General features: G+C 55.3%; 18 protein-coding genes. 8 read left to right on the top strand and 10 right to left on the bottom strand.

The genetic code is table 11. The features are described from left to right. Window positions 1-5: 5 nt before the first annotated feature. From fbpC to LZP96_RS05595, 6 genes are all read right to left on the bottom strand, one after another. Window positions 6-1052: a ferric ABC transporter ATP-binding protein gene (gene fbpC / locus LZP96_RS05620; protein ID WP_064324965.1), complete on the bottom strand. Its 1047-nt coding sequence runs from the start codon at window positions 1050-1052 to the stop codon at window positions 6-8. Window positions 1053-1056: 4 nt separating this feature from the next. After that, complete coding sequence (locus LZP96_RS05615) at window positions 1057-3135, bottom strand: ABC transporter permease (protein ID WP_064324966.1); 2079 nt, start codon at window positions 3133-3135, stop codon at window positions 1057-1059. A 64-nt stretch (window positions 3136-3199) separates the two neighbouring features. Beyond that, complete coding sequence (locus LZP96_RS05610) at window positions 3200-4231, bottom strand: ABC transporter substrate-binding protein (RefSeq protein ID WP_064324967.1); 1032 nt, start codon at window positions 4229-4231, stop codon at window positions 3200-3202. A 12-nt stretch (window positions 4232-4243) separates the two neighbouring features. Continuing rightward, window positions 4244-5545 carry an MFS transporter family glucose-6-phosphate receptor UhpC gene (gene uhpC, locus LZP96_RS05605; RefSeq protein WP_064324968.1) on the bottom strand — a complete coding sequence of 434 codons (1302 nt, stop codon included), beginning with the start codon at window positions 5543-5545 and terminating at the stop codon, window positions 4244-4246. Window positions 5546-5630: 85 nt separating this feature from the next. Then, window positions 5631-7172 (bottom strand): MASE1 domain-containing sensor histidine kinase, encoded by a 1542-nt coding sequence (locus tag LZP96_RS05600; RefSeq protein WP_064324969.1) that lies wholly within the window; start codon window positions 7170-7172, stop codon window positions 5631-5633. Next, entirely contained in the window at window positions 7172-7801 is a 630-nt protein-coding gene (locus LZP96_RS05595; RefSeq protein WP_064324970.1) for a response regulator transcription factor, read from the bottom strand. The genes LZP96_RS05600 and LZP96_RS05595 overlap by 1 nt, the downstream gene beginning before the upstream one ends. A 242-nt stretch (window positions 7802-8043) precedes the next feature. Between LZP96_RS05595 and tauA the strand changes: the two genes are divergently transcribed. Genes tauA through tauD form a run of 4 tightly spaced genes read left to right on the top strand, consistent with a single transcriptional unit; the run spans window position 8044 to window position 11455 of the window. Beyond that, complete coding sequence (gene tauA / locus LZP96_RS05590; RefSeq protein WP_064324971.1) at window positions 8044-9006, top strand: taurine ABC transporter substrate-binding protein; 963 nt, start codon at window positions 8044-8046, stop codon at window positions 9004-9006. Between the two features lie 9 nt (window positions 9007-9015). Then, window positions 9016-9783, top strand: a complete 768-nt coding sequence (gene tauB, locus LZP96_RS05585; protein WP_064324972.1) for a taurine ABC transporter ATP-binding subunit — start codon at window positions 9016-9018, stop codon at window positions 9781-9783. Beyond that, window positions 9780-10607, top strand: coding sequence for a taurine ABC transporter permease TauC (gene tauC, locus LZP96_RS05580; RefSeq protein WP_064324973.1), 828 nt, complete (start codon window positions 9780-9782; stop codon window positions 10605-10607). Before tauB ends, tauC begins: the two co-directional genes overlap by 4 nt. Further along, window positions 10604-11455: a taurine dioxygenase gene (tauD, locus tag LZP96_RS05575; RefSeq protein ID WP_064324974.1), complete on the top strand. Its 852-nt coding sequence runs from the start codon at window positions 10604-10606 to the stop codon at window positions 11453-11455. Before tauC ends, tauD begins: the two co-directional genes overlap by 4 nt. A 23-nt stretch (window positions 11456-11478) precedes the next feature. Here tauD and olsF read toward each other — a convergent pair whose 3' ends face one another. Continuing rightward, window positions 11479-13179, bottom strand: a complete 1701-nt coding sequence (olsF, locus tag LZP96_RS05570; RefSeq protein WP_064324975.1) for a bifunctional ornithine lipid synthase OlsF — start codon at window positions 13177-13179, stop codon at window positions 11479-11481. Between the two features lie 113 nt (window positions 13180-13292). Next, a complete protein-coding gene (gene hemB, locus LZP96_RS05565) occupies window positions 13293-14267 on the bottom strand; it encodes a porphobilinogen synthase (RefSeq protein ID WP_064324976.1) in 975 nt (324 codons plus the stop codon). Between the two features lie 439 nt (window positions 14268-14706). Here hemB and LZP96_RS05560 point away from each other — a divergent pair, with 439 nt between their 5' ends. Together LZP96_RS05560 and LZP96_RS05555 are read left to right on the top strand one after the other, a co-directional pair. After that, complete coding sequence (locus tag LZP96_RS05560; protein WP_064324977.1) at window positions 14707-17481, top strand: autotransporter YaiT-related protein; 2775 nt, start codon at window positions 14707-14709, stop codon at window positions 17479-17481. Between the two features lie 94 nt (window positions 17482-17575). Then, window positions 17576-18202, top strand: coding sequence for a helix-turn-helix domain-containing protein (locus tag LZP96_RS05555; RefSeq protein ID WP_064324978.1), 627 nt, complete (start codon window positions 17576-17578; stop codon window positions 18200-18202). Here LZP96_RS05555 and ampH read toward each other — a convergent pair. Next, window positions 18199-19365 carry a D-alanyl-D-alanine-carboxypeptidase/endopeptidase AmpH gene (ampH, locus tag LZP96_RS05550; protein WP_064324979.1) on the bottom strand — a complete coding sequence of 389 codons (1167 nt, stop codon included), beginning with the start codon at window positions 19363-19365 and terminating at the stop codon, window positions 18199-18201. The two genes, LZP96_RS05555 and ampH, sit on opposite strands and share 4 nt — an antisense overlap. A 343-nt stretch (window positions 19366-19708) precedes the next feature. Between ampH and sbmA the strand changes: the two genes are divergently transcribed. Both sbmA and LZP96_RS05540 read left to right on the top strand, forming a co-directional pair. Next, the gene (gene sbmA / locus LZP96_RS05545; RefSeq protein WP_064324980.1) at window positions 19709-20929 is read left to right on the top strand and encodes a peptide antibiotic transporter SbmA; all 1221 of its coding nucleotides are present in this window, start codon (window positions 19709-19711) and stop codon (window positions 20927-20929) included. Window positions 20930-20943: 14 nt separating this feature from the next. Beyond that, complete coding sequence (locus LZP96_RS05540) at window positions 20944-22044, top strand: DUF1615 domain-containing protein (RefSeq protein WP_064324981.1); 1101 nt, start codon at window positions 20944-20946, stop codon at window positions 22042-22044. Here LZP96_RS05540 and LZP96_RS05535 read toward each other — a convergent pair. Continuing rightward, on the bottom strand, window positions 22041-22349 hold the full coding sequence (locus tag LZP96_RS05535; RefSeq protein WP_064324982.1) for a DUF2755 family protein: 309 nt from the start codon (window positions 22347-22349) through the stop codon (window positions 22041-22043). The two genes, LZP96_RS05540 and LZP96_RS05535, sit on opposite strands and share 4 nt — an antisense overlap. Window positions 22350-22524: the final 175 nt, after the last annotated feature.

Raw genomic sequence — 22524 nt, 5'->3', positions numbered from 1 at the left:
ATACTTCAGGCCACTTCCGCCAGCACAAACATCCCGTACGGGTGTATCTCCAGGTAGTAATGTTCTCCCGCGTTGGGTTGCAGGCGCGTGGCGTTAACCTGGAGCAAAATCTCCTGGCCGTGCCAGTCTACCGTCACTTCATACTGCGGCCCCATATACGCCACGTGGCGAATGGTGCAGCGCTGGCTTTCCTCGCCGTGCTCGCTCAGGGTAATCGCTTCCGGACGCACGCCGACGGAGCCCGCCCCTTCGCTGACGAAATGCCCCGGGCGCGGCAGGCGGTAGCCGTAGATCTCCACCGCGTCCTGTGAGAAGCGCGCCGGGAACAGATTCGCGTCGCCCATAAAGCTCGCCATAAAGCGCGAGGCGGGCTGACGATAGAGATCCTGCGGCGAACCCATCTGCATGATGTTGCCTTTGTTCATCACCAGTACCGTATCCGAGACCGCAAACGCCTCGCTCTGATCGTGCGTGACGTAGAGCGACGTGATGTTGAACTGTTTTTGCAGCTCGCGGATTTTATCGCGCATGCTGCGGCGCAGGTTGGCGTCGAGGTTACTCAGCGGCTCATCAAAAAGCAGCACTTTGGGCTTGAGGATCAGGGCGCGGGCCAGGGCCACGCGCTGCTGTTGCCCGCCGGAGATCTGATCGACATAACGATCTTCAAACCCGTCCAGATCCACCATCGCCAGCGCCTCTTTCACCCGCGACCTGATATCGCGGCGCGACACGCCAAGCATTTTCAGACCGTACCCGACGTTTTCGCCCAGCGACATGTGTGGAAAGAGCGCATAGGACTGAAACACCATACAAATATCGCGCTGCTGGATGGACCGATCGGTGACATCCTCACCGTCGATAAAGATCTGCCCTTCAGTGGGTTTTTCCAGCCCGGCGACCAGACGCAGTACCGTGGTCTTACCGCAGCCGGACGGCCCAAGGAGCGTCACCATCTGCCCCTGCGGGATGGCGAGATTGATGTTGTCGATAACGGTGTTATCCCCAAAGCGCTTGGTGACATTGCGCAGTTCAACGAAATGTTTCTGAGTCATAATGTTACGCCTGGTTTTTGGCTTTGGAGCGAGAGGTGCGAGCCTCACCGATCAGCCAGTCAAAGAGGAAAATAATCGCCAGCATGACCACGATCAGGATCGAGCCATAGGCAATTGCCACGCCGTATTCACCGTCTTCTACACGGTTGAGGATGTAGGCCGTTGCCACGCGAGTATCGGGCGTGACGAGGAAGACAATGGCGCTCACCGTCGTAATGGCGCGCACGAAGCTGTATATCAGCGCCGACAGAATCGCCGGTCGCAGCAGCGGCAGCAGAATATGCGTGATGGTGCGAAGTGAACCGGCCCGCAGGCTGAGTGAGGCTTCGTCCAGAGATTTGTCGATTTGGCCCAGCCCCGCGATGCCCGCACGGATCCCCACCGGCACGTTACGCATCACCATAGAGATAATCACAATCGCCGCCGTCCCGGTGAGGTACACCGGCGCGCTGTTAAAGGCCAGAATATAGGAGACGCCCGCCACGGTGCCCGGTACGGCGAAGCAGAGCATGGTGGTGAACTCGAGCGCTTTTTTCCCTTTGAACTGCTGGCGGACCACCACCCAGGCGATCAACAGCCCGAAACCGGCAGTTATAGGGGCGGCAATCCCGGCGTAGAGCAGGGTATCGAGCAGAGAAGGCCATGCGCCATCGCTCATGCCCTGACCGAACAGCTTAATAAAGTTATCCAGCGTCAGCGTGTAATCCACGCCCCAGTTCACGGTAAAGCTGCCGTAGAAAATGCTGCCGTAGAGCAGGGCGTTAAAGGCAATCCACACCGTGAGCAGAGCCACCACGCTCCAGACCAGCGTGACCGGTAGCGGCTGTACATCGCCCCGATACGATTTGCCGGAGACGGTGACGTAAGAGCGTTTGCCAATCCACATGTACTGAATACAGAACACCAGCAGCGAGAAGACCAGCAGGAAGGCACCCAGGGTGCTGGCGGCCTGATAGTCCAGCTGAGAGCCCGTAATGTAGAAGTAGATTTGGGTGGCGAGCACGTCAAAGTTGCCGCCCAGCACCAGCGGATTGCTGAAGTCGGCAAGCGACTGGACGATAACAATCAAAAAGGCGTTGGCCAGCGCCGGTTTCAGCAGGGGAACAAACACGCCGTTGAAGGTCTGCCAGCGGCTGGCACGCAGGGTGTACGAAGCTTCTTCAAGCGAGGGATGGATCGTTTTGATCGCCCCGTCCAGGATCATAAAGGCCATCGGCGTGAAGGCCAGCACCTGCGCCAGCCAGATCCCGGTGAAGCCGTACAGCCAGTTGGTGTTGGTCAGACCGAACCAGTCGACCATCAATTCCGTCACGTAGCCCGAGCGTCCCATCATCAGCGTGACGCCTAAGCCCACGACAAAGGGTGGGGTGACAATGGGCAGAATCGAGAAGATACGGCCAATGATGGCGCTACGTCTGGCAATGCGGGTGGTGTAAATCGCCAGCACCAGCCCGAAGAAGGTACAGCCGATGCCGACGGCAATCGACAGTAAAATCGAGTTGATAATCACCTGAACGATGTGTGCCTGGGAGAGCACCGTCATAAAGGCCAGGGGGGCGAACTCTCCGGCATCGTTGGTGAACATGGGGATAAAGATGGCAATGCTCGGCCAGACGATAAAAATGCCGATCAGCGTGATGATGGCGATCAGTGAGCCAATCACAAACCGGTCGCCTCCCAGCCAGTCCAGACGGGTCAGCGCCAGCGTGATGATGGCCCCGAGCGCCGTGAGCAGCACAATGCTGGCATAGCCCAACCCCCGGCCTTCTATCGTGGCGCTCAGCACCACAAACAGCATACACAGCAGCGCCCAGCCCGCATCCATATAGTGGCGGCGACGCTGTTCACGCTGCGCCGTCGAGAAAGGCCGCACCAGCAGCAGGCTGGGGAGCACATACCACAGGATGCTGACGTTTAAATGTGACCAGCTGTAGGCGGCGAGAATTTCATCTTTCGTCGACTCCAGCAGACCGTAATCCAGGCTCCAGCCTGGCAGCAGCGCGAAGGCCAGCCAGCCAAGTAAAACCCAAAGGAATACCGCATCCCGTTTTGGCGCGGGATGGAGAGCAAGTGTCTGTGACATAAGGGTTCCGGTGTTGTTGGCCGGGCAGCGTCACGCTACCCGGCAAGTGATCGCACTCGTGAGCTTATTTGCCCATCTTCACGTCGCTGACCCATTTGTTGATCAACGCCTTGCGCACGTCCGTTGAGCCGTATTTGTCCATGTCGTAACTGATGAGCTTTAGATCGTCCAGCTTCAGGGAGTTAGGCGAGGTTTCTGCCGTGGTGTTGGTCAGGATTTGGTAGGATTTGCCTTTCTTCCACGCCAGTTCCTGCGCTTCTTTCGACAGTACCCAATCCACAAACAGCTTCGCGTTCTCTTCGTTACGTGCGCCTTTCAGGATGCTCACGCCGCCAATTTCATACCCGGTGCCTTCGCACGGGGAGATCAGCTCCAGCGGGGCGCCTTGCTCTTTTTCGAGTGAGTAGTCATGCAGGAAGCCGATGCCAATGGCCGTTTCACCCCGTGCGGCGTTACGCGCCGGGGCAATACCGGATTTGGTGTACTGGGAGACGTTGCTGTTGAGCTGTTTCAGATAATCAAAGGCCTGATCTTCACCCCACAGCTGCACAAAGGTTGCCAGTGCGGTGTAAGCGGTGCCGGAGCTTTGCGGATCGGCAATCTGGATCTCGCCTTTGTATTCCGGTTTGGTCAGATCTTTCCAGCACTTCGGCACGGGCAGATTTTTCTCTTTCAGGCGCTGGGTGTTCACGCCAAAGCCGAGGATCCCCACGTAAACAGCCGAGGAAAGGTTGCCTTTTACCTTTGCCGGATCGCGGAATTTTTCCATGATCTGCGCAAGATTTTTGGACGTATAAGGTTGCAGCAAACCCATCTCACCGGCCTGAGACTGCGGGTCCAGCGTGCCGCCGTACCACACGTCAGCCTGCGGGTTTTTCTTCTCTGCATCCACCTTCGCCAGCGTACTGCCGGAGCCGTTACGGATAAACGAGGTTTTCACATCGTACTTATCGCCGAATGCTTTCGTTTCGACTTCGCACATTTCATTGGTGGCGCTGCAGTAGACCACCAGACGGCCTTTGGCCTGTGCCGCGCCGGTTAAGGTCGCCAGCGCGATCCCGGACGCAATGAGGGTAGAGAGGAGTGTCGTTTTCATTATTCAGCCCTTTTAAGACGTTATATGACTGCGAGAAGCGGTAATGCCCGACATCAACAGCGGCATCAGTAATAAACCCATCAGTACGGCGGCGATCGAGAGCAAACTGAACATCCCCGACCAGCCGTAACGTTCAATCACCTGCGACAGGGGCCATCCCGCCAGGGCCGCCCCCAGATAGGCAAAGAGGCCGAGAAAACCGGTAATGGAACCTGCTGCCTGTTTGTGTCCGCACTCGACGGCGGCCAGGCCGATCAGCATTTGCGGACCAAACACAAAAAATCCCACGCTAAAGAAACAGGCTGCCAGCAGGGCGTAGTGGTGTACCGGCGCCAGCCACAGCGCGGCCACCGACACCATCAACCCCAGCGTGAACAGCAAAATCATCGGCGCACGCTGGCCGCTGAACAGCAGATCGGCGCCCCAACCGGCAAACAGCGCCCCGAGCAGGCCACCGACTTCAAACAGCATCACCGTCGCGTTGGCGCTCAGCAGATTCACGCCGTGGCTCTCTGAGAGCCAGATGTTGCCCCAGTCATTCAGCGCAATACGGATGAGATAGACCAGCACGTAAGAGGCGCCGAGCAGCCAAATCATCGGATTTTGCAGCATGGTGGTGCGTAACATCTGCCACAACCCCATCGGAGGGCTTTGCTGTTCCTGGCGCAACTCTAACGGATCGTTGCGCCACTCCCCGACCGTTGGCAGACCCTCTTCCTGCGGTGTGCCCCGCAGTTGTGTGGTCAGCCACAGGCCGAGCACAATGCTGATGATCCCTGGTGTCAGCATCGCCGCCTGCCAGCCCCAAAGGTGGGCCGCCAGAGCACAAATTAAAGGAATAATCGCGCCGCCTACATTGATGGAGGTATTCCAGCATCCCCACCAGAACCCGCGCTCGTTGCGGGAGTACCAGTGGGTAAGTAAACGCGCGCAGGGCGGCCATCCCCATCCCTGAAAGAAGCCGTTTAGCGTCCAGATAAACAGCAGCAGCGGAAAGGCGTCGCTAAAGGTAAACAACACGTTCAGCACGCCCGTCGCCAGCAGGCCAATTCCCATAAAGGCGCGCTGTCCGTGGCTGTCGTGCCACAATCCGGCGGCAAACTTCGACATGCCATAGCTCAGGTAAAACAGAGAACCGATAAGCCCGATATCACTCTTGCTCAGCCCCAGATCCATTTGCAGGGCAGGGAGCACGTAATTCAGACTTTTGCGCGTCAGGTAAAACGCGGCGTAGCCAATTGCCATGCACAGCAGCAGTTTTGGCCGTACAGCCTGAAAGCGATGGGTGACCTGTTCGGCAGTCAGTGCGGGCATGGTGTTCTCCATTTGAATTGACTGTATGGGAGCGCAAAGAAAAAGGGATGAGAGAAAGTCTGGCGTGGCTAAGACTTTTTCCTGGTTAATGCGGTGTTTGTTGCAAAACTGTGGGCAGGTTAACAATTACGCGCGTGCCGGCGTGGGATGCCAGCGTGAACTCACCGCCCAGGGCGTGGACCCGTTCGCGCATCCCCTGTATCCCGAAGCCGGCGCTTTTATCCGGCCCGATCCCGCGGCCGTTGTCCGCCACCTCCAGATGCAGGCGATGGCCTTTCTGACACAGCAGGATCGTGACTTCAGCAGCATCGGCATGTTTATTCACGTTATTCAGCAATTCCTGAAGCAGGCGGTACAGCGTAAAGACCAGGGTTTCGTTTTGCGGCGGAGCGTCAAGCTGATAGTCGAACCGGCAGACGATCCCGCGCTCGGCAAAGGCGAACTCGTTCACCAGATGGTGCAGCGCCTCTTTGAGAGATAATTCGTCCAGCACGGGCGGACGCAGCTGGCGCAGGAGCAGGCGGGTTGAGTGGTGGATCCGTCGCGCCAGGTCGTTGATCTGTCCGGCGGCCTCCATGGCTAACGGCGTATCGCCTGCGCGCCTGACCAGCTGAGACTGAATCTGAATGGCGGTAATATTCTGGCCGATCTCGTCGTGCAGTTCTCGCGCCAGCTGTTTGCGGGTGTCTTCTTCGCTGTGAATAAGCTGTTCGGTGAGGGCCCGCCGCGCCTGCAGTTCGGCCTCCAGTCGACGGCGATAGTGGTCCAGATTGAGCGCCAGTTGCTGCTGGCGGCTAATGGCGATCCCCAGTCCGATGCCCAGCAGGGACTGCGTGGCGAGAAAAATTTCCAGCTCCAGCAAGTCCGTAAAACCGACGCCCACCTGGCGGGCAATGGTGATCATCATGCTGCCCAGTAACCCCGAGAGCACGCCGCCCTGCCAGCCGAATTTCCACGCCATCACCACGTTGGGCAGAAAGACGACAATCAACAGCAGGCGTTCAAGCGTGGGGGAGAGCACCATCTGCGTGCCAATCCCAATGATGAAGAACAGACTGCACCAGATGATGAGCGACGTGCGCAGCGGTGGGTTGCTGATATCCAGCCCCAGCAAATGGTAGCGATGCTGTTGGCGCAAGAACTCAAACACCAGATAGACGAAGGGGGTCAGCAGCACGCCGCCGGTAAAGGACGCCAGCAGCAGAAGCGTGGCCGGGCTTTCAAGCTGGGGCGAGAAAAACAGCGTTTGTAACAGCGCATTAAGCGTAACGGCCGCAATCAGCAAGGAGAGCCGCTGCCAGTAAAGCGGGAAGCGGTGCCAGTAACGCTGAGTAAGCCAGGCGGATACCGTGCCCAGCAGCGGTGCCATCAGCATGACGTGATGGGTCAGAAGCTGTTCGCTGTGCAGCCAGGCCATGGCGGCCAGTGGGGGCAGAATAAGTGCAGGCCAGAAGCGCCGCGACAGCAAAATCAGCAGGGCCAGATAGACCCCCTGCGGCAGAAAGAGCACCGCCTGCTGGCCGTTATGGGTCAGATAAAAGCTGAGCGTCCAGAGCATTAACCAGCCGGTGCCCCAGGCCAGAAGAATGAACAGTGAGAGAACCAGATGCCGGACGGATCGCCCCATCAGTGGCCTGCGAGAAGCTGGTTGTCGAGCGCGAAATGGACCAGTTCAATGGTGCTGCTGCACTGCAATTTCCCCAGAACGTTGGCCCGATGCACGTGTACCGTTTTGTGGCTCAGTTCCAGCGTAAAGGCGATGGCTTTGACGCTTTCCCCTTTCACCAGCAGGTCGAACACCTCCCGCTCGCGCGGCGTGAGCACGTCGAGCACGGTAGAGACGGGCTGACCGCCGCGCAGGGCTTTGACCGCATCGGCGCAGAGATAGTGCCCGCCCATGCCGACTGAACGAACGGCCTGCACCAGCTCTTCCGGGCCGCAACGTTTGGTCAGATAGCCGCTGGCACCCGCGTCAAGGGCGCTTTGCACAAATGCAGGCGTGTCGTAAATGCTGAGAATGATCGCGCGAAAAGCGGGGCGTTGCTGACGCAGGCGTTTAAGCAGGCTGAGACCGTTTTCGTTGGGCATGGCGACGTCCATCACCGCCACGTCGATGTCGTTGCGCGACAGAACCGGCCACGCCTGAGCCGCGCTGCTGAACTGGCCTTCCACCACCATATCCTCTTCCAGGTTCAGAAGTTGGGCAAATCCGGAACGCACCACGACGTGGTCATCCACCAGCACCACTTTAATCATTATCGATCCCTATGTATCACCGTTTTTCTATGATGCCCGTCGACAGCGGGCTGGCAATGGTGTCCCTCTGGATATGTAACGGATGTAACAAAATTGCAATAAAATGGCTTGCCACGTTATTCACTATCTTTTGCCGCTTTTTTTCTAAAAACGTTTCGGCATTAACGATGCTTTTTTATTCCTTTATCAAAATTCCCGCGCCGCAAATACTGCCCCAATAACAAGAGAGGGGAGCAGACACCATGGCTATTTCATCGCGTATTTCATTCCTTGGCGCACTCGCGCTGTGGGCATTTCAGGCGCAGGCGGTAGAGGTTACCGTGGCGTATCAAACATCCGCGGAACCCGCAAAGGTTGCCCAGGCGGATAACACCTTTGCTAAAGAGAGCGGCGCAAAGGTGAACTGGCGAAAGTTTGACAGTGGCGCAAGCATTGTGCGCGCCCTGGCATCAGGGGATGTCCAGATCGGCAATTTAGGCTCCAGCCCGCTGGCGGTCGCCGCAAGCCAGCAGGTGCCGATTGAAGTGTTTCTCCTCGCCTCGCAGTTGGGCAATTCCGAAGCGCTGGTGGTGAAGAAAAACATCACCACACCGCAGGATCTTATTGGCAAACGCATCGCCGTGCCGTTTATGTCCACCACCCATTACAGCCTGCTGGCGGCGCTGAAACACTGGAATATCAAACCCGGACAGGTGCAGATCGTAAACCTGCAGCCGCCGGCGATTGTTGCCGCCTGGCAGCGTGGGGATATTGACGGTGCGTATGTGTGGGCGCCTGCCGTAAACGCTCTGCAAAAAGAGGGCACCGTGCTGACCGATTCCGAAACGGTCGGGAAGTGGGGATCGCCTACGCTGGACGTCTGGGTGGTGCGCAAAGATTTTGCTGAAAAACATCCCGACGTGGTGAAGGCCTTCGCCAAAAGCGCCATCGACGCGCAGCAACCCTACCTCGCCAGCCCTGATGAGTGGCTTAAACAACCGGCGAACCTGGAAAAGCTGTCCCGCCTGAGCGGCGTGCCAGAGTCGGACGTGCCGGGGCTGGTGAAAGGCAATACCTATCTGACGCCTGCGCAACAGGTGCAACAGCTTTCAGGTCCGGTGAATAAAGCGATTATCGATACCGCCCTCTTCCTGAAAGAGCAGGGCAAAGTGCCTGCGGTCGCCCCCGATTACAGCCCGTTCGTGACCGATCGCTTTGTGAAGTAAGGGGAAAACATGCTGAACATCATGAACCTGTCTGCGCACTATGGTGACAAGCCCGTGCTGGACAATATCAACCTGACGCTGGATAGCGGTGAATTGCTGGTGGTATTAGGGCCGTCGGGCTGCGGTAAAACCACATTGCTGAATCTGATCGCCGGGTTTGACCCGGTTCAACACGGCGCGATTGAGCTCGAAGGGAAACGCGTCGAGGGGCCCGGTGCGGAACGTGGCGTGGTGTTTCAGAGTGAGGGACTCTTGCCCTGGCGCAACGTCCAGGAAAACGTGGCGTTTGGTCTGCAGCTGGCGGGCGTCCAGCGCGAGAAACGGCTGGAAACGGCCCGTCAGATGTTGAAAAAGGTGGGGCTGGAAGGCGCCGAAAAGCGCTTCATCTGGCAACTCTCCGGCGGGCAGCGTCAGCGGGTCGGGATTGCCCGTGCGCTGGCGGCAAATCCGCAGCTGTTATTGCTGGACGAGCCTTTTGGCGCGCTGGATGCCTTTACGCGTGAGCAGATGCAAACCCTGTTGCTTCGCCTGTGGCACGAGACGGGAAAGCAGGTATTGCTGATCACCCATGACATCGAAGAAGCGGTATTTATGGCCACCGAACTGGTGCTGTTATCGCCGGGGCCGGGGCGAGTGCGCGAAAGATTATCCCTGGATTTTGCCCGTCGCTATGTTGCCGGAGAGCCGGCGCGAAGCATTAAATCCGACCCGCAGTTTATAGCCCGGCGGGAGTACGTGCTGAACCGCGTGTTCGAGCAGCGGGAGGCGTTCTCATGAGCATTGTCTTTAGCGAAAAACGAGCGGGTAAACGTCTGACGCTGCGCTGGCCGTTATCACCTCAGCTCACCCTGAGTCTGGGGACATTACTGGTTCTGCTTGCGGTCTGGTGGGGGGTAACGGCGCTTCAGTGGATTAGCCCACTATTTTTGCCGCCGCCGGGGCAGGTTCTGGCAAAACTGATGGCCATCGCCGGTCCGCAAGGCTTTATGGATGCGACCCTGTGGCAGCATCTCTCTGCCAGCCTGGGACGTATCCTGGTGGCGCTCGCCGCCGCGGTGTTGGTTGGTATTCCGGTGGGGATTGCGATGGGGCTGAGCCCTGTTGTTCGCGGCATCCTCGATCCGCTCATCGAACTGTATCGTCCGGTGCCGCCGCTGGCCTACCTTCCGCTGATGGTGATTTGGTTTGGTATCGGTGAAACCTCGAAAATCCTGCTCATCTATCTGGCGATCTTCGCCCCCGTAGCGCTATCGGCGGTGGCCGGGGTGAAAAGCGCTCAGCAGGTGCGTTTACGTGCCGCACAGTCGCTGGGGGCTAGCCGTCTTCAGGTGTTGTGGTACGTGATTTTGCCGGGCGCGCTGCCGGAAATCTTAACGGGTTTACGCATTGGGCTGGGGGTAGGGTGGTCCACGCTGGTGGCGGCAGAGCTGATTGCCGCAACGCGCGGCCTGGGGTTTATGGTGCAGTCTGCGGGTGAGTTCCTGGCGACTGATGTAGTTCTGGCAGGGATCATGGTTATCGCCGTGATTGCCTTTGGTTTAGAGCTGGGGCTGCGGGCTTTACAGCGCCGTCTGACGCCCTGGTATGGAGAGAGAGAATGAGTGAACGATTGACGATTACCCCCCTTGGTCCCTGGATTGGCGCACAAATTAGCGGGCTGGATGTGACGCGTCCCTTGAGCGATAACCAGTTTGAACAGCTGTATCACGCCGTACTGCGCCATCAGGTGGTCTTTTTACGCGAGCAGGCCGTCACGCCACAGCAGCAGCGTGCCCTGGCCCAGCGTTTTGGCGATCTGCATATTCATCCGGTCTATCCTCATGCCGAAGGCGTAGAAGAGATCATCGTGCTGGATACCCATAACGACAATCCCCCGGATAATGATAACTGGCATACGGATGTGACCTTTATCGAGACGCCGCCCGCCGGCGCGATTTTAGCGGCGAAGCAGCTTCCTGCCAGCGGCGGCGACACGCTATGGGCGAGCGGTATTGCCGCGTTTGAGGCCCTGTCGACGCCGTTTAAGCATCTGCTCAGCGGATTACGCGCAGAACATGACTTTAAAAAATCGTTTCAGGAATACAAATACCGCAAAAGCGACGAGGAGCACCAGCGCTGGCTGGAGGCAGTGGCAAAACATCCGCCGTTGCTGCACCCGGTTGTACGCACCCATCCGGTAACGGGCAGGCAGGCGTTGTTCGTCAATGAAGGCTTTACCACGCGCATTGTTGATGTCAGCGAGAAGGAGAGCGAGGCGTTACTCGGGTTTCTCTTTGCCCATATCACGAAACCCGAGTTCCAGGTACGCTGGCGCTGGCAGCAAAACGATTTGGCTATCTGGGACAATCGTGTAACCCAGCACTACGCGAATGCGGATTATCTGCCCCAGCGGCGGATTATGCAGCGTGCGACGATATTAGGGGATAAGCCTTTTTATCGGGCGTCCTGAGCGTATTGGCTAACCCGGCCCATTCACAGATGGGCCTCAATATAGCGTTCATAGCGGTTACGTTTCAGATAACACAAATCCACCAGTACCAGACCGTCCACGCAGTGGTTGAACGCCGGATCGCTCCCGAAATCGATAAACTGCACGCCGCCGGGCTCACACAGCTCAGAATACTGCTTATAAAGCGGGGGGATGCCGCATCCCAGATTGCCGAGAAGTGATTTCAGCCGGGTCAGATCGTCTGTGTAATCTTTCCCGCCAAACTGCGCCAGGACATCGGGCAGCGAGGCCGGATAAGGCTGGCGCGATACGGCAAAGGGATGGCTGGCCGGGAACCACAGGCGATAAAAGGCCACCAAAAGATCCCGGGCGTCGGGCGGTAATCCCCCGGAAATAGAGACCGGACCAAAAAGATAGCGGTAGTGCGGATAACGGGCCAGAAAGGCGCCGATGCCGGACCACAGGTAATCCAGCCCGCGACGGCCCCAGTAACGTGGCTGAATAAAACTCCGGCCCAGTTCAATCCCATGCTCGAGTATGGGAGCCATTTTGTCGTCGTAATGGAACAGGCTGTGGCTGTAAAGGCCGCTGAAGCCGTGCTTGTTGACCTGCTCAGCCGTGGGCATAAAGCGGTACGCGCCAACGATCTCCAGGTCTTCTTCATCCCACAAAATTAAATGCAGGTAATCGTCATCATAGCGGTCGGTGTCGCGGCGTTTTCCGCTGCCTTCGCCCACGGCGCGGAAGGCGACTTCCCGTAAACGCCCCAGTTCACGCAGTATCGGCACATCTTCCTCGCCGTTTCGCTGCCATAAAAAGATAGACTTACCGTCACTGGTTTTTCCCAGACATTCGGCCTGCGCCAGCGCGCGCTTAAGCGTGGCCCGATCTTCCGGTCGCGCAATCGCCGACTCGGACTTGAACAGCCCGGGCAATCCCTTGCCAAGCCGTATCACGTGCTGACGGCACTGCCCGGCCATCTCACGCGAAGAATGCGTTGCGCTATACCAGCTGTTCCAGGCAATTTGCTGTCCGATTTTAATCGGCAGGTTGCTGTGTTGTCGGCGAAACATTTGCTGCATCAGTAACAGCATCGGCAGGGTGGAAGAGACTAACGTGCTGGCGTAAAAGAGCAGGCTGTTGTGTGCCTGGATGTGCACCGGCAGCAGCGGCGCACGAAATTTGTTCGCCAGCTTGATAAAACCCGTGTGCCATTTTTTATCGCGAATGCCCTTACGCGTAGGGCGCGACACTTCGCCAGCCGGGAAGAATATCAACACACCCGACTGGTGCAGTTGTTGTTCCATTTGTGTAAAGGCCGTTTTTGCTGTTTTACCGCCTATGTTATCGACCGGAATAAACAGCGAACTGAGCGGTTCGAGATGCGTCAGCATACGGTTGGTGACGACTTTTACATCGCGACGCACGCGAGAGACGGCATACAGCAGCGCCAGCCCGTCAAGGGTGCCTGTCGGATGGTTGGCCATAATAACCAGGGGGCCATGTTCGGGGATCTGTTCAAGATCGTGGGAAGCGAGCGTGCAGGAAATATCGAGGTGGTCCAGAACCTGTTCCACCATATCGAGTCCTTTCAGGTGGCGGTGTGCTGCGGCAAATTGCTGGAACTCTTCTTCATAAAACAGCTTTTTTAACAGGCTTTTTTGCCAGGGCGCAGGCCTCGCCTGAGGCCAAAGGTCATCAAGAACGCTATCGAGACTAAACATGGTTATTCCTCCTGCCGTCTTGCCCAGACAGTAGAAGGAAGAGATGTCGTTTCTATGGCAGTTTAGTGACGTTTTATGCCGATGGCCCTCCCGCAAAGGGGAGGGCATCAGTGTCAGCGCAGGATTTTCTTCTCTGCCAGATCCAGCGCAAAGTAGCTGAAGATCAGATCCGCACCGGCACGTTTGATCGCGCCCAGGCTTTCGAGGATCACTTTTTCTTCATCTATAGCACCCGCTTGTGCCGCGAATTTGATCATCGCGTATTCGCCGCTTACCTGATACGCGCCCAGCGGCAGCTCGGTGCGTTCACGAATGTCGCGCAGGATATCGAGATAAGCGCCGGCAGGTTTCACCATCAGGCAGTCCGCGCCCTGCGCTTCGTCCAGCAGGGATTCGCGAATGGCTTCACGACGGTTAAGCGGGTTCATCTGATAGGTTTTACGATCGCCTTTCAGCGCGGTGCCGGCCGCTTCGCGGAAGGGGCCATAGAAGGAAGAGGCAAATTTTGTGGAGTAAGACATGATGGCGGTGTCGGTAAACCCGGCGGCATCAAGCGCCTGACGGATTGCCTGCACCTGTCCATCCATCGCCGCTGACGGCGCGATAAAATCGGCTCCGGCCGCGGCGGCGATAACCGCCTGCTTGCCGAGATTAATCAGGGTCGCATCATTATCCACACCGTGGTCACACAGCACGCCGCAGTGGCCGTGGGAGGTGTATTCGCAGAAACAGGTGTCGGACATCACGACCATTTCCGGGACGGTCTCTTTGCAGATGCGAGACATGCGTGCGACCAGCCCGTCTTCTTTCAGGGCGTCGCTGCCGGTGGCGTCTGTATGATGGGAGATGCCGAAGGTCATCACCGAGCGGATCCCGGCGTTGGCAATGCGTTCGATCTCACGCGCCAGATGCTTTTCCGGTATGCGCATGACGCCCGGCATGGCCTCAATGGCTTTGTAATCATCGATCTCTTCTTCGACAAAAATCGGCAACACCAGATCGTTTAAGGTCAATGTTGTCTCTTCAAACATAGCGCGCAGTGCTGGTGACTTGCGCAGGCGACGGGGACGAGCAATTAAATCGGTCATAGTATGCCTGACGTTTGTGGAACAAAGAGGGCCAGTATAACCGAAAGAAGGGTAGGCTGTTTTACGAAAATGGTCGTTTTTGCCCGACAAAATGGCTTGTTCAAAAGGTTTGATTTATTAGAATATCATCGGGTATTTTGAGCGTGACTTATTTGTATTTTAATGAGGTTTGCACATTAATATCATTTGAAGTTATCTGTCTGAAAATAATATTATTTAAATGCATGACTTATAAAATGACAATGAATTGATTTTATAATATTAATTCTGGTGATTGGATTATTTGACGTGGGTCCGGATTATTTGTCTGGATACGTACTTAATTGAATCATTCATTGAACCTTTTTGAATTAAGGCTGCATAATTCCCTCCGCAATTTAATGTTGCAATTCAGATTTGACGGACAAACTTGCTTACGTCCCTGAGGAGGGATGACCCAATGCAAACATGGAAAAAGAAACTCGCTGTATCTCAAATTGCATTAGCTTGTACGCTGGCTATCGCTTCTCAGGCAAATGCGAAAGATATTTCAGGCACAACCTATAATACATTTGGATATGATAATACCGCCACATCACCCTGGTATTATGGTTATGCCGACTGGGATGGCACCGATGCAACACACGACGGTGATATCTATCCTGTTATCAACAAATCTACGGTGAATGGCGTTATTTCCACCTATTATCTTGACGATGGTGTCGGTGGTCGCAGTAATTCACTGAATATTTCGAACAGTACTATTAATGGTATGATTACCTCCGGGTGCATGACCGATACCTGTACGAATGATAATCAGGCCGATGGAACAGAGCATAATCAATATGAACGTTTTAGCCTGACGGTTGATAATTCAACAATCAATGATGCTTTCGAGCATTATGCTTATGACGTTGTGAACGGTGATACCACCGAAACGCATTATCAGGACACCTATGCGTTGGGTAATGCCATTACCCTGGATACGGAATCCGATATTGTTATCCAGAATAATTCCCACGTTGCGGGTATTACTCTGATGCAAGGTTTTCATGAGCTGGATAACACGCCATACGACAGCGTTGAAGGCGTGGCAGACAGCAGCAAAGTCTTTACCGATACGCTGGTTGTCAAAGATTCTGTTCTGACCTCCGGCGCATACAGCGATTTGGGCACGTCCGGCTTCTACGGCCAGACCGCGAAGCCGAGCGATTACGGCGAAACGAATGCAACCGCTGCGGATGACGCGGCTCTGATTGTCGCCGCCAGCGCTGCGGATAACGCAATGCAGACCACCGCCACCTTCGACCACTCCACCGTGACGGGCGATATTCTCTTCTCAAGTACCTTCGATAATAACTTCTTTGAGAATGGCGATCCGGCCACAGATACCACCGCTGACGGTATTTACAACCCAACGACTAACGGCTGGGATGGCACCGATAAGCTGGATGTCACGCTGACAAATGGCAGCAAGTGGGTCGGCGCAGCGGTCTCCAGCGTTGAAGCGATCGGTACTTCGCAACTGTATGGCGAAGGGTATACCAACGTTGACTGGCATACCTTGTCGCCAAACAGCATCTGGCCGGAATCAACCTTCGACAACAATGGTCACGTCGCAGGCGAAGAGGTGTATCAAAGCGGTCTGTTCAATATCACCCTGAATAATGGTTCAGAGTGGGATACCCGCAAAGTGTCCAACATTGATACCCTTGCCGTGAATAACCAGTCGCAGGTCAACGTCGAAAACTCAGGCCTGCTGGCCGATACCATCACTCTGACCAATGCTTCGTCACTCAATATTGGTAATGGTGGTGGCGTAGCAACAGACAGCCTCTATCTGGACAGCGGCAGCCGCGCCATCCTCACCGAGGAAACCGCCGAACTGTATGCCAATACCATCACCGTGGATAACGGCGCGGAACTGGCGCTGGGACTGGGCCAGACCGACACCCATAGCATGGTGCTGACTGACGGCGGCGTGCTGAACGTGGCAAGCCGTGATTACGTGCTGAATTCAGATTTGAACAACGCACGTTACGTCACCAATGATACGAGCAAAGCAGAGTACGACTACGGTGTGGTGGCGCTTAATGCGGATGGTCATCTGGCCGTAAACGGTGAGGTCGCGGGTAATTACAAGGTCCGTATCGACAATGCAACGGGCGCAGGTGCTGTTGCCGACTACAAAAACAATGAGATCGTCCGCGTTTATGATAACAACGCAGAGACTCAGGCCAGCTTCACCGCAGCAAACAAAGCTGACCTGGGAGCTTATACCTACAGTGCACAGCAGCAGGGTGATACCGTTGTCCTTCACCAGGAAGAGCTGACGGATTACGCCAATATGGCGTTGAGCATCCCGTCTGCGAACACCAATATCTGGAACCTGCAGCAGGATACCCTTGGTGCCCGTCTGACCAACAGCCGTCATGGCCTGGCAGATAACGGCGGTGCGTGGGTGAGCTACTTTGGTGGCAACTTCGACGGCGATAACGGCGTCATCGGTTATGACCAGGACGTCAGCGGCATCATGGTCGGTCTGGATACGCAGATCGACGGCAACAATGCTAAATGGATTGTGGGTGGTGCAGCAGGCTTTGCGAAAGGGGATGTCAGCGATCGTACCGGTCAGGTCGATCAGGACAGCCAGACTGCGATGATCTATTCATCCGCGAAGTTTGCTAACGATATCTTTATTGATGGGTCCATGAACTACACCCGTTTCAATAACGATCTCTCTGCGACCATGAGCAATGGTGAGTATGTGGATGGCAACACCACAACCGATGCCTGGGGCTTTGGTCTGAAGCTGGGCTACGACTGGAAACCGAATACCGCAGGTTATGTCACGCCGTATGCGTCCGTTTCTGGTCTGTTCCAGTCTGGTGATGACTATCAGTTAAGCAATGACATGAAGGTCGATGGTCAGTCTTACGACAGCTTGCGCTATGAGGCAGGTATCGATGCGGGCTACACCTTCAGCTACGGCTCCGATCAGGCGCTGACGCCTTACGTCAAGCTGGCCTATGTCTATGACGACGCGGATAACGATGCCGATGTTAACGGTGACAGCATCGATAACGGCGTGAAAGGTTCCGCAGTGCGCGCGGGCCTTGGAACGCAGTTTAGCTTCACTAAAAACTTCAGTGCTTACACTGATGCAACCTATCTGGGCGGCGGCGACGTTGACCAGAACTGGGGCGCAAATCTGGGTGTTAAATATTCCTGGTAAGACATAAATCGCGGGGAGGGTTACTCCCCGCAGTTTTACAGATAACGAAAAAATAGTTAACAGAACCGACAGATACGGATGACTTGAGGTCTGCATGAACTTTGATGCCAAACCACTTTCTGAATTAGGCCGGCTCGAACAATGTCTGATAGCCGACAGTACCTCTTTCCAAACCCCTCCACACCAGGTGATATCCAGCGGCTGCTTTGACGAAGAGCATTATACGTTTGTATTACAATCGGGCGTTGCCGCCGTCTATCGACCGTCTGATGAATTACTGATCAGTATCGTCACCGCCCCTTTTGTTTTTGGTCTGACGGCAGGCATGTCGAAAAAGCCGCAGGAATACCGCATCGTTGCCCAGACGCCGTGCAGCGGATTTTATTTACCGGCCTCGAAAACACACCCGCTTATTCAGCAGGCTTCTCTTTGGCGCGACGCATTTTGTTGGCTTTCGTGGATAAATCGCATTTTAGAAAAACGCGATATGCAGCTCGTTGGCAATAATTCTTACAGTCAGATCCGGGCGATGTTAATGGAGATGGCAGAGTGGGATGAAGGGCTACGTTCAAAAATAGGTGTGATGAATCATATTCAGCGTAGCACGCGTATTTCGCGCTCGGTTGTCGCAGAAGTCCTCGCGGCTTTACGACAGGGCAATTATATCCATATGAGCCGGGGCAAACTGGTCAGTATCAACCGTTTGCCCACGGAGTATTAATGGTTTAAGGAGGCCGAAACAACCTGTTCTTTATTGGCACTCAGCTCAGCCACCAGGTTGTTTATCCCGTCGCTCATATTGATAAAGCGCGTATTCGGCGAGCGGGTTACCACCACAAAAGCGCCGACATTCGACTGCGGGATCATCGCCATATAGGTTATAAATCCGCCGCCGCCACCTGTTTTCTGAATAATTCCCGGGCGACCATTTTTTGGCGCCATATAAACCCAGCCCAGCCCAAGCGCATCCGCTTTACCGGGGACATCCATGCCAATAACCCGGTGCAGCTGGCTGCGCTGGTAAATCAGCGTCTGCATACGGTCGGCCTGGTTGCTGCGAGCGTAAAAATCAGATGAGAGGAACTGCTGCATCCAGCGCATCATGTCGCCCGGTGTGGAATAGACGCCGCCGCTGCCAATGGCTGCGAGGGTATTATTGCACGGGCTGGCGCCTTTCTCTGCCACCATCAGCCGTTTGCACTGGTCGGGAGAAGGCGTAAAGGTGGTATCTTTCATTCCCAACGGACGCGTGATTTTTTCTTCGAAAAGCTCGGGGTAAGGCTTACCCGACGCGTTAGCCAGCGCATCTGCCAGGAGATCAAACGCCAGATTGGAATAGGCTGCCTGAGAGCCTGGTGCCGATTTCAGCGTGGCGTTGGTCAGATAATTCCAGCGCTGTTCCCGCGTTGGCCAGACGAACACGGGACGATGTGCTGCCCCGCCAGGTTGTTCTCGCGGCAGGGCGCTGGTATGCGTTGCCAGATTCACAAGCGTAATAGGCGTGCCCTGATAATCAGGGACATGCTTGCCGGGGGGCGCGTATTTGTTTAAGGGATCGTTAAGCTTCACCACGCCCTGATCGAGCAGCTTCACCAGCATTTCGCTGGTCATCAGTTTGGTTAATGAGGCAATGCGAATAACAGAATCCAGCTGCGGATGGACATTGCTGCCCGGACGCGTTTCGCCAAAGCTGCGGAAGACACGCTGATTGCCATCGATGACCACCATTGCCATGCCGGTTGCGCCGCTTCCGTAGTAAATCAGGTTAGCGTAACGATCGGCAATATCCGAAGCGAAAGTGGGGGTTGTAAGCGGTTGCGCAGCCTGAGCCGTCGACAAGGCAACCGCAAACAGCGCGGCAAGGGAGAACAGACAACGTTTCAACGAAAAACATCCATAAAGTGAATGAAAGAATAAGTGCGTATTTATACTACTAAACGGCACGGTGCAATGGGGCGAATTGCATAACGATAGCGTTAAAAACGTAACCATGGGTAAATAGGCATAATTTCATTGTTCTCAGTCTCCCATTTTGTGACATCGGGCTTATGATAGACGGTTCCGCCTGCGATGAAATCCATCGAAACAATATCTGAGCGCGGAGCGGCGAACTAACCGGGAAAGCTCAGGTCTATTTTTTGCGCGCATCGGTGAGCAATGCGTGGCGATTGCTTTTGCGTTAACAGGTTAGACACAGCCACAACCAAAACAACGAGAAGGATGTAACATGTTTAAGTCTTTTTTCCCAAAGCCAGGGCCTTTTTTCCTGTCGGCATTTATTTGGGCCACGATTGCTGTCATTTTCTGGCAGGCGGGCGGTGGGGCGTGGGCTGCACGTCTGGTGGGTGCAAGCCGCGACGTGCCTGTTAGTGCTGCCCGATTCTGGTCACCGAGCTACCTGCTCTTTTATGGCTACTACGCTCTCTGCGTAGGCATGTTCGCACTCTTTTGGTTTATCCGGTCGCCACACCGTTGGCAATACTGGTCCATTCTGGGGACCTCACTGATTATCTTTGTCACCTGGTTTCTGGTGGAAGTGGGCGTGGCGATCAATGCCTGGTATGCGCCGTTCTACGATCTGATACAGACAGCACTCAGTGCGCCGCATAAGGTCACCATTGAACAGTTCTATCATGAGGTGGGCATTTTTCTTGGTATCGCGCTGATCGCGGTCATGATTGGTGTGATGAATAATTTCTTCGTCAGCCATTATGTTTTCCGCTGGCGTACCGCCATGAATGAACACTATATGGCCCACTGGCAACAGTTACGTCATATCGAAGGCGCCGCACAGCGTGTACAGGAAGACACCATGCGCTTTGCCTCTACGCTGGAAAATATGGGCGTCAGTTTTCTCAACGCCATCATGACGCTGATTGCCTTTCTGCCTGTGCTGGTGACCCTCTCGTCCCATGTGCCTGAACTCCCCATTATTGGCCATCTGCCCTACGGCCTGGTGATTGCGGCGATTGTCTGGTCGTTGCTGGGGACGGGCCTGCTGGCGGTTGTCGGGATAAAACTGCCGGGCCTTGAGTTCAAAAACCAGCGCGTGGAAGCCGCTTACCGTAAAGAGCTGGTCTATGGTGAAGATGATGCGAACCGCGCCTCTCCCCCGACCATCCGCGAGTTGTTCGGGGCGGTGCGCCGTAACTATTTTCGCCTCTATTTCCACTACATGTACTTCAACATCGCCCGCATATTATATTTGCAGGTAGATAACGTTTTCGGCTTGTTCCTGCTGTTCCCATCCATTGTCGCGGGTACGATTACGCTGGGCCTGATGACCCAGATCACCAACGTTTTTGGCCAGGTTCGCGGTTCATTCCAGTATCTGATCAGCTCCTGGACAACGCTGGTTGAGCTGATGTCTATCTATAAACGTCTGCGCAGCTTCGAACGTGAACTGGATGGGCAGGATCTTCATGAAGTGACACATACCTTAGGGTAATACAGGGAAAGACTATGCCAACTGTTGTATCACGCGCATTACCGTTGTCGTTGCTGGCGGCGTTCGTTCTGGCTGGCTGTGCGGATAAAGGCGCGGCGCCGCTGAAAAAGGGCGAAAAACCGGTGGATGTGGCAAGCGTAGTGCGGCAGAAAATGCCGGCGAGCGTGAAGGACAGGGATGACTGGGCGATTGTGCTGGCAAAAACTTTCGAGAGTCAGAAAATTGCCCCGACCGAGGAGAATATCTGCTCGGTGCTGGCGGTGGCCCAGCAAGAGTCGATGTATCAGTCCGACCCGGCCGTGCCGGGTTTGAATAAAATAGCCTGGAAGGAGATCGATCGCCGGGCCGAGGCGATGCACATCCCGGTCTTCCTGGTGCACACGGCGCTGAAAATCACCTCGCCTAATGGCAAAAGCTACAGCGAGCGTCTTGATACGGTAAAAACGGAGAAACAGCTCAGCGCGATTTTTGACGATTTTATCGATATGGTGCCGATGGGGCAGAAGCTGTTTGGTTCTCTCAATCCGGTCCATACTGGCGGTCCAATGCAGGTCAGCATCGACTTTGCCGAAAAACACACTCGCGGTTATCCGTGGGAGATAGACGGCACCGTACGCCAGGAAGTGTTCTCTCTGCGGGGAGGTTTATGGTTTGGAACCTACCATCTGCTCAACTACCCGGCGAACTACAGCGCGCCGCTTTATCGCTTTGCTGATTTTAATGCGGGATGGTACGCCAGCCGTAACGCCGCCTTCCAGAATGCGGTAAGCCGCGCGACCGGAACCAAACTGGCTCTGGATGGCGATCTCATTGCTTATGGCAGCAAAGAGGCGGGCAGCACGGAGTTAGCGGTGCGGAAACTGGCGATAAAGCTGGATATGAGCAACAGCGAGATCCGCCGTCAGCTTGAGAAAGGGGACAGTCTGGCCTTTGAGAAAACCGATCTTTATCAGCAGGTCTTTAAACTCGCCAGACAGAAAACCGGCAAAGCGCTGCCGACAGAAATCCTGCCCGGCATTCAGCTTGAAAGCCCGAAAATCACGCGAAACCTCACGACAGCCTGGTTTGCGAAGCGCGTTGACGATCGTCGGGCACGCTGTATGGGGCTAAATTAAAACTGAGCGCGACGGTGCCAGCGCAGGGCTAAAGCAATGACGCCAAGGATGGCGCAGCCTGTCAGGAAAGGAATCAGCCCGAAAAGGGTACTGACACCAAAGCCAATTTCAACGCGCGGACGTCCTGAGTCCTGGACCTGCATCAGGTGTTCATAAACGCCAGGTGCATGCACCAGCATGTTCAGCAGTTGCGAGCCAGCCCAGAAACAGAATAAGACAAAGAGGGCATAGGCGATATTGCCGGGCGTAGAGGTTTTTGGTTGTTTGCCGCCAAAAATCGGTTTTGACAAGGTAAAGTCAGCCATAAAGACCTCCCGAATTTCACTCTGTTCATCTTCTCGTCATACAGGGTGAGTCTGACAGGTCATAGCATTTGTCAATATCAGAATTGTGGTAAATTTCACCAGGGAATTGGCCTGGAATGCCAATTTCTGCATTACGTCACAAAATCGCGACTTAACTAAAATTGATTCGTATTTA

Origin of the sequence: Huaxiibacter chinensis, from assembly GCF_022171985.1 — a bacterium.
Lineage (GTDB): Bacteria > Pseudomonadota > Gammaproteobacteria > Enterobacterales > Enterobacteriaceae > Enterobacter > Enterobacter chinensis_A.
Note: the sequence above shows the minus strand (reverse complement) of the source record. Positions and strands in the feature narration are given on the sequence as shown.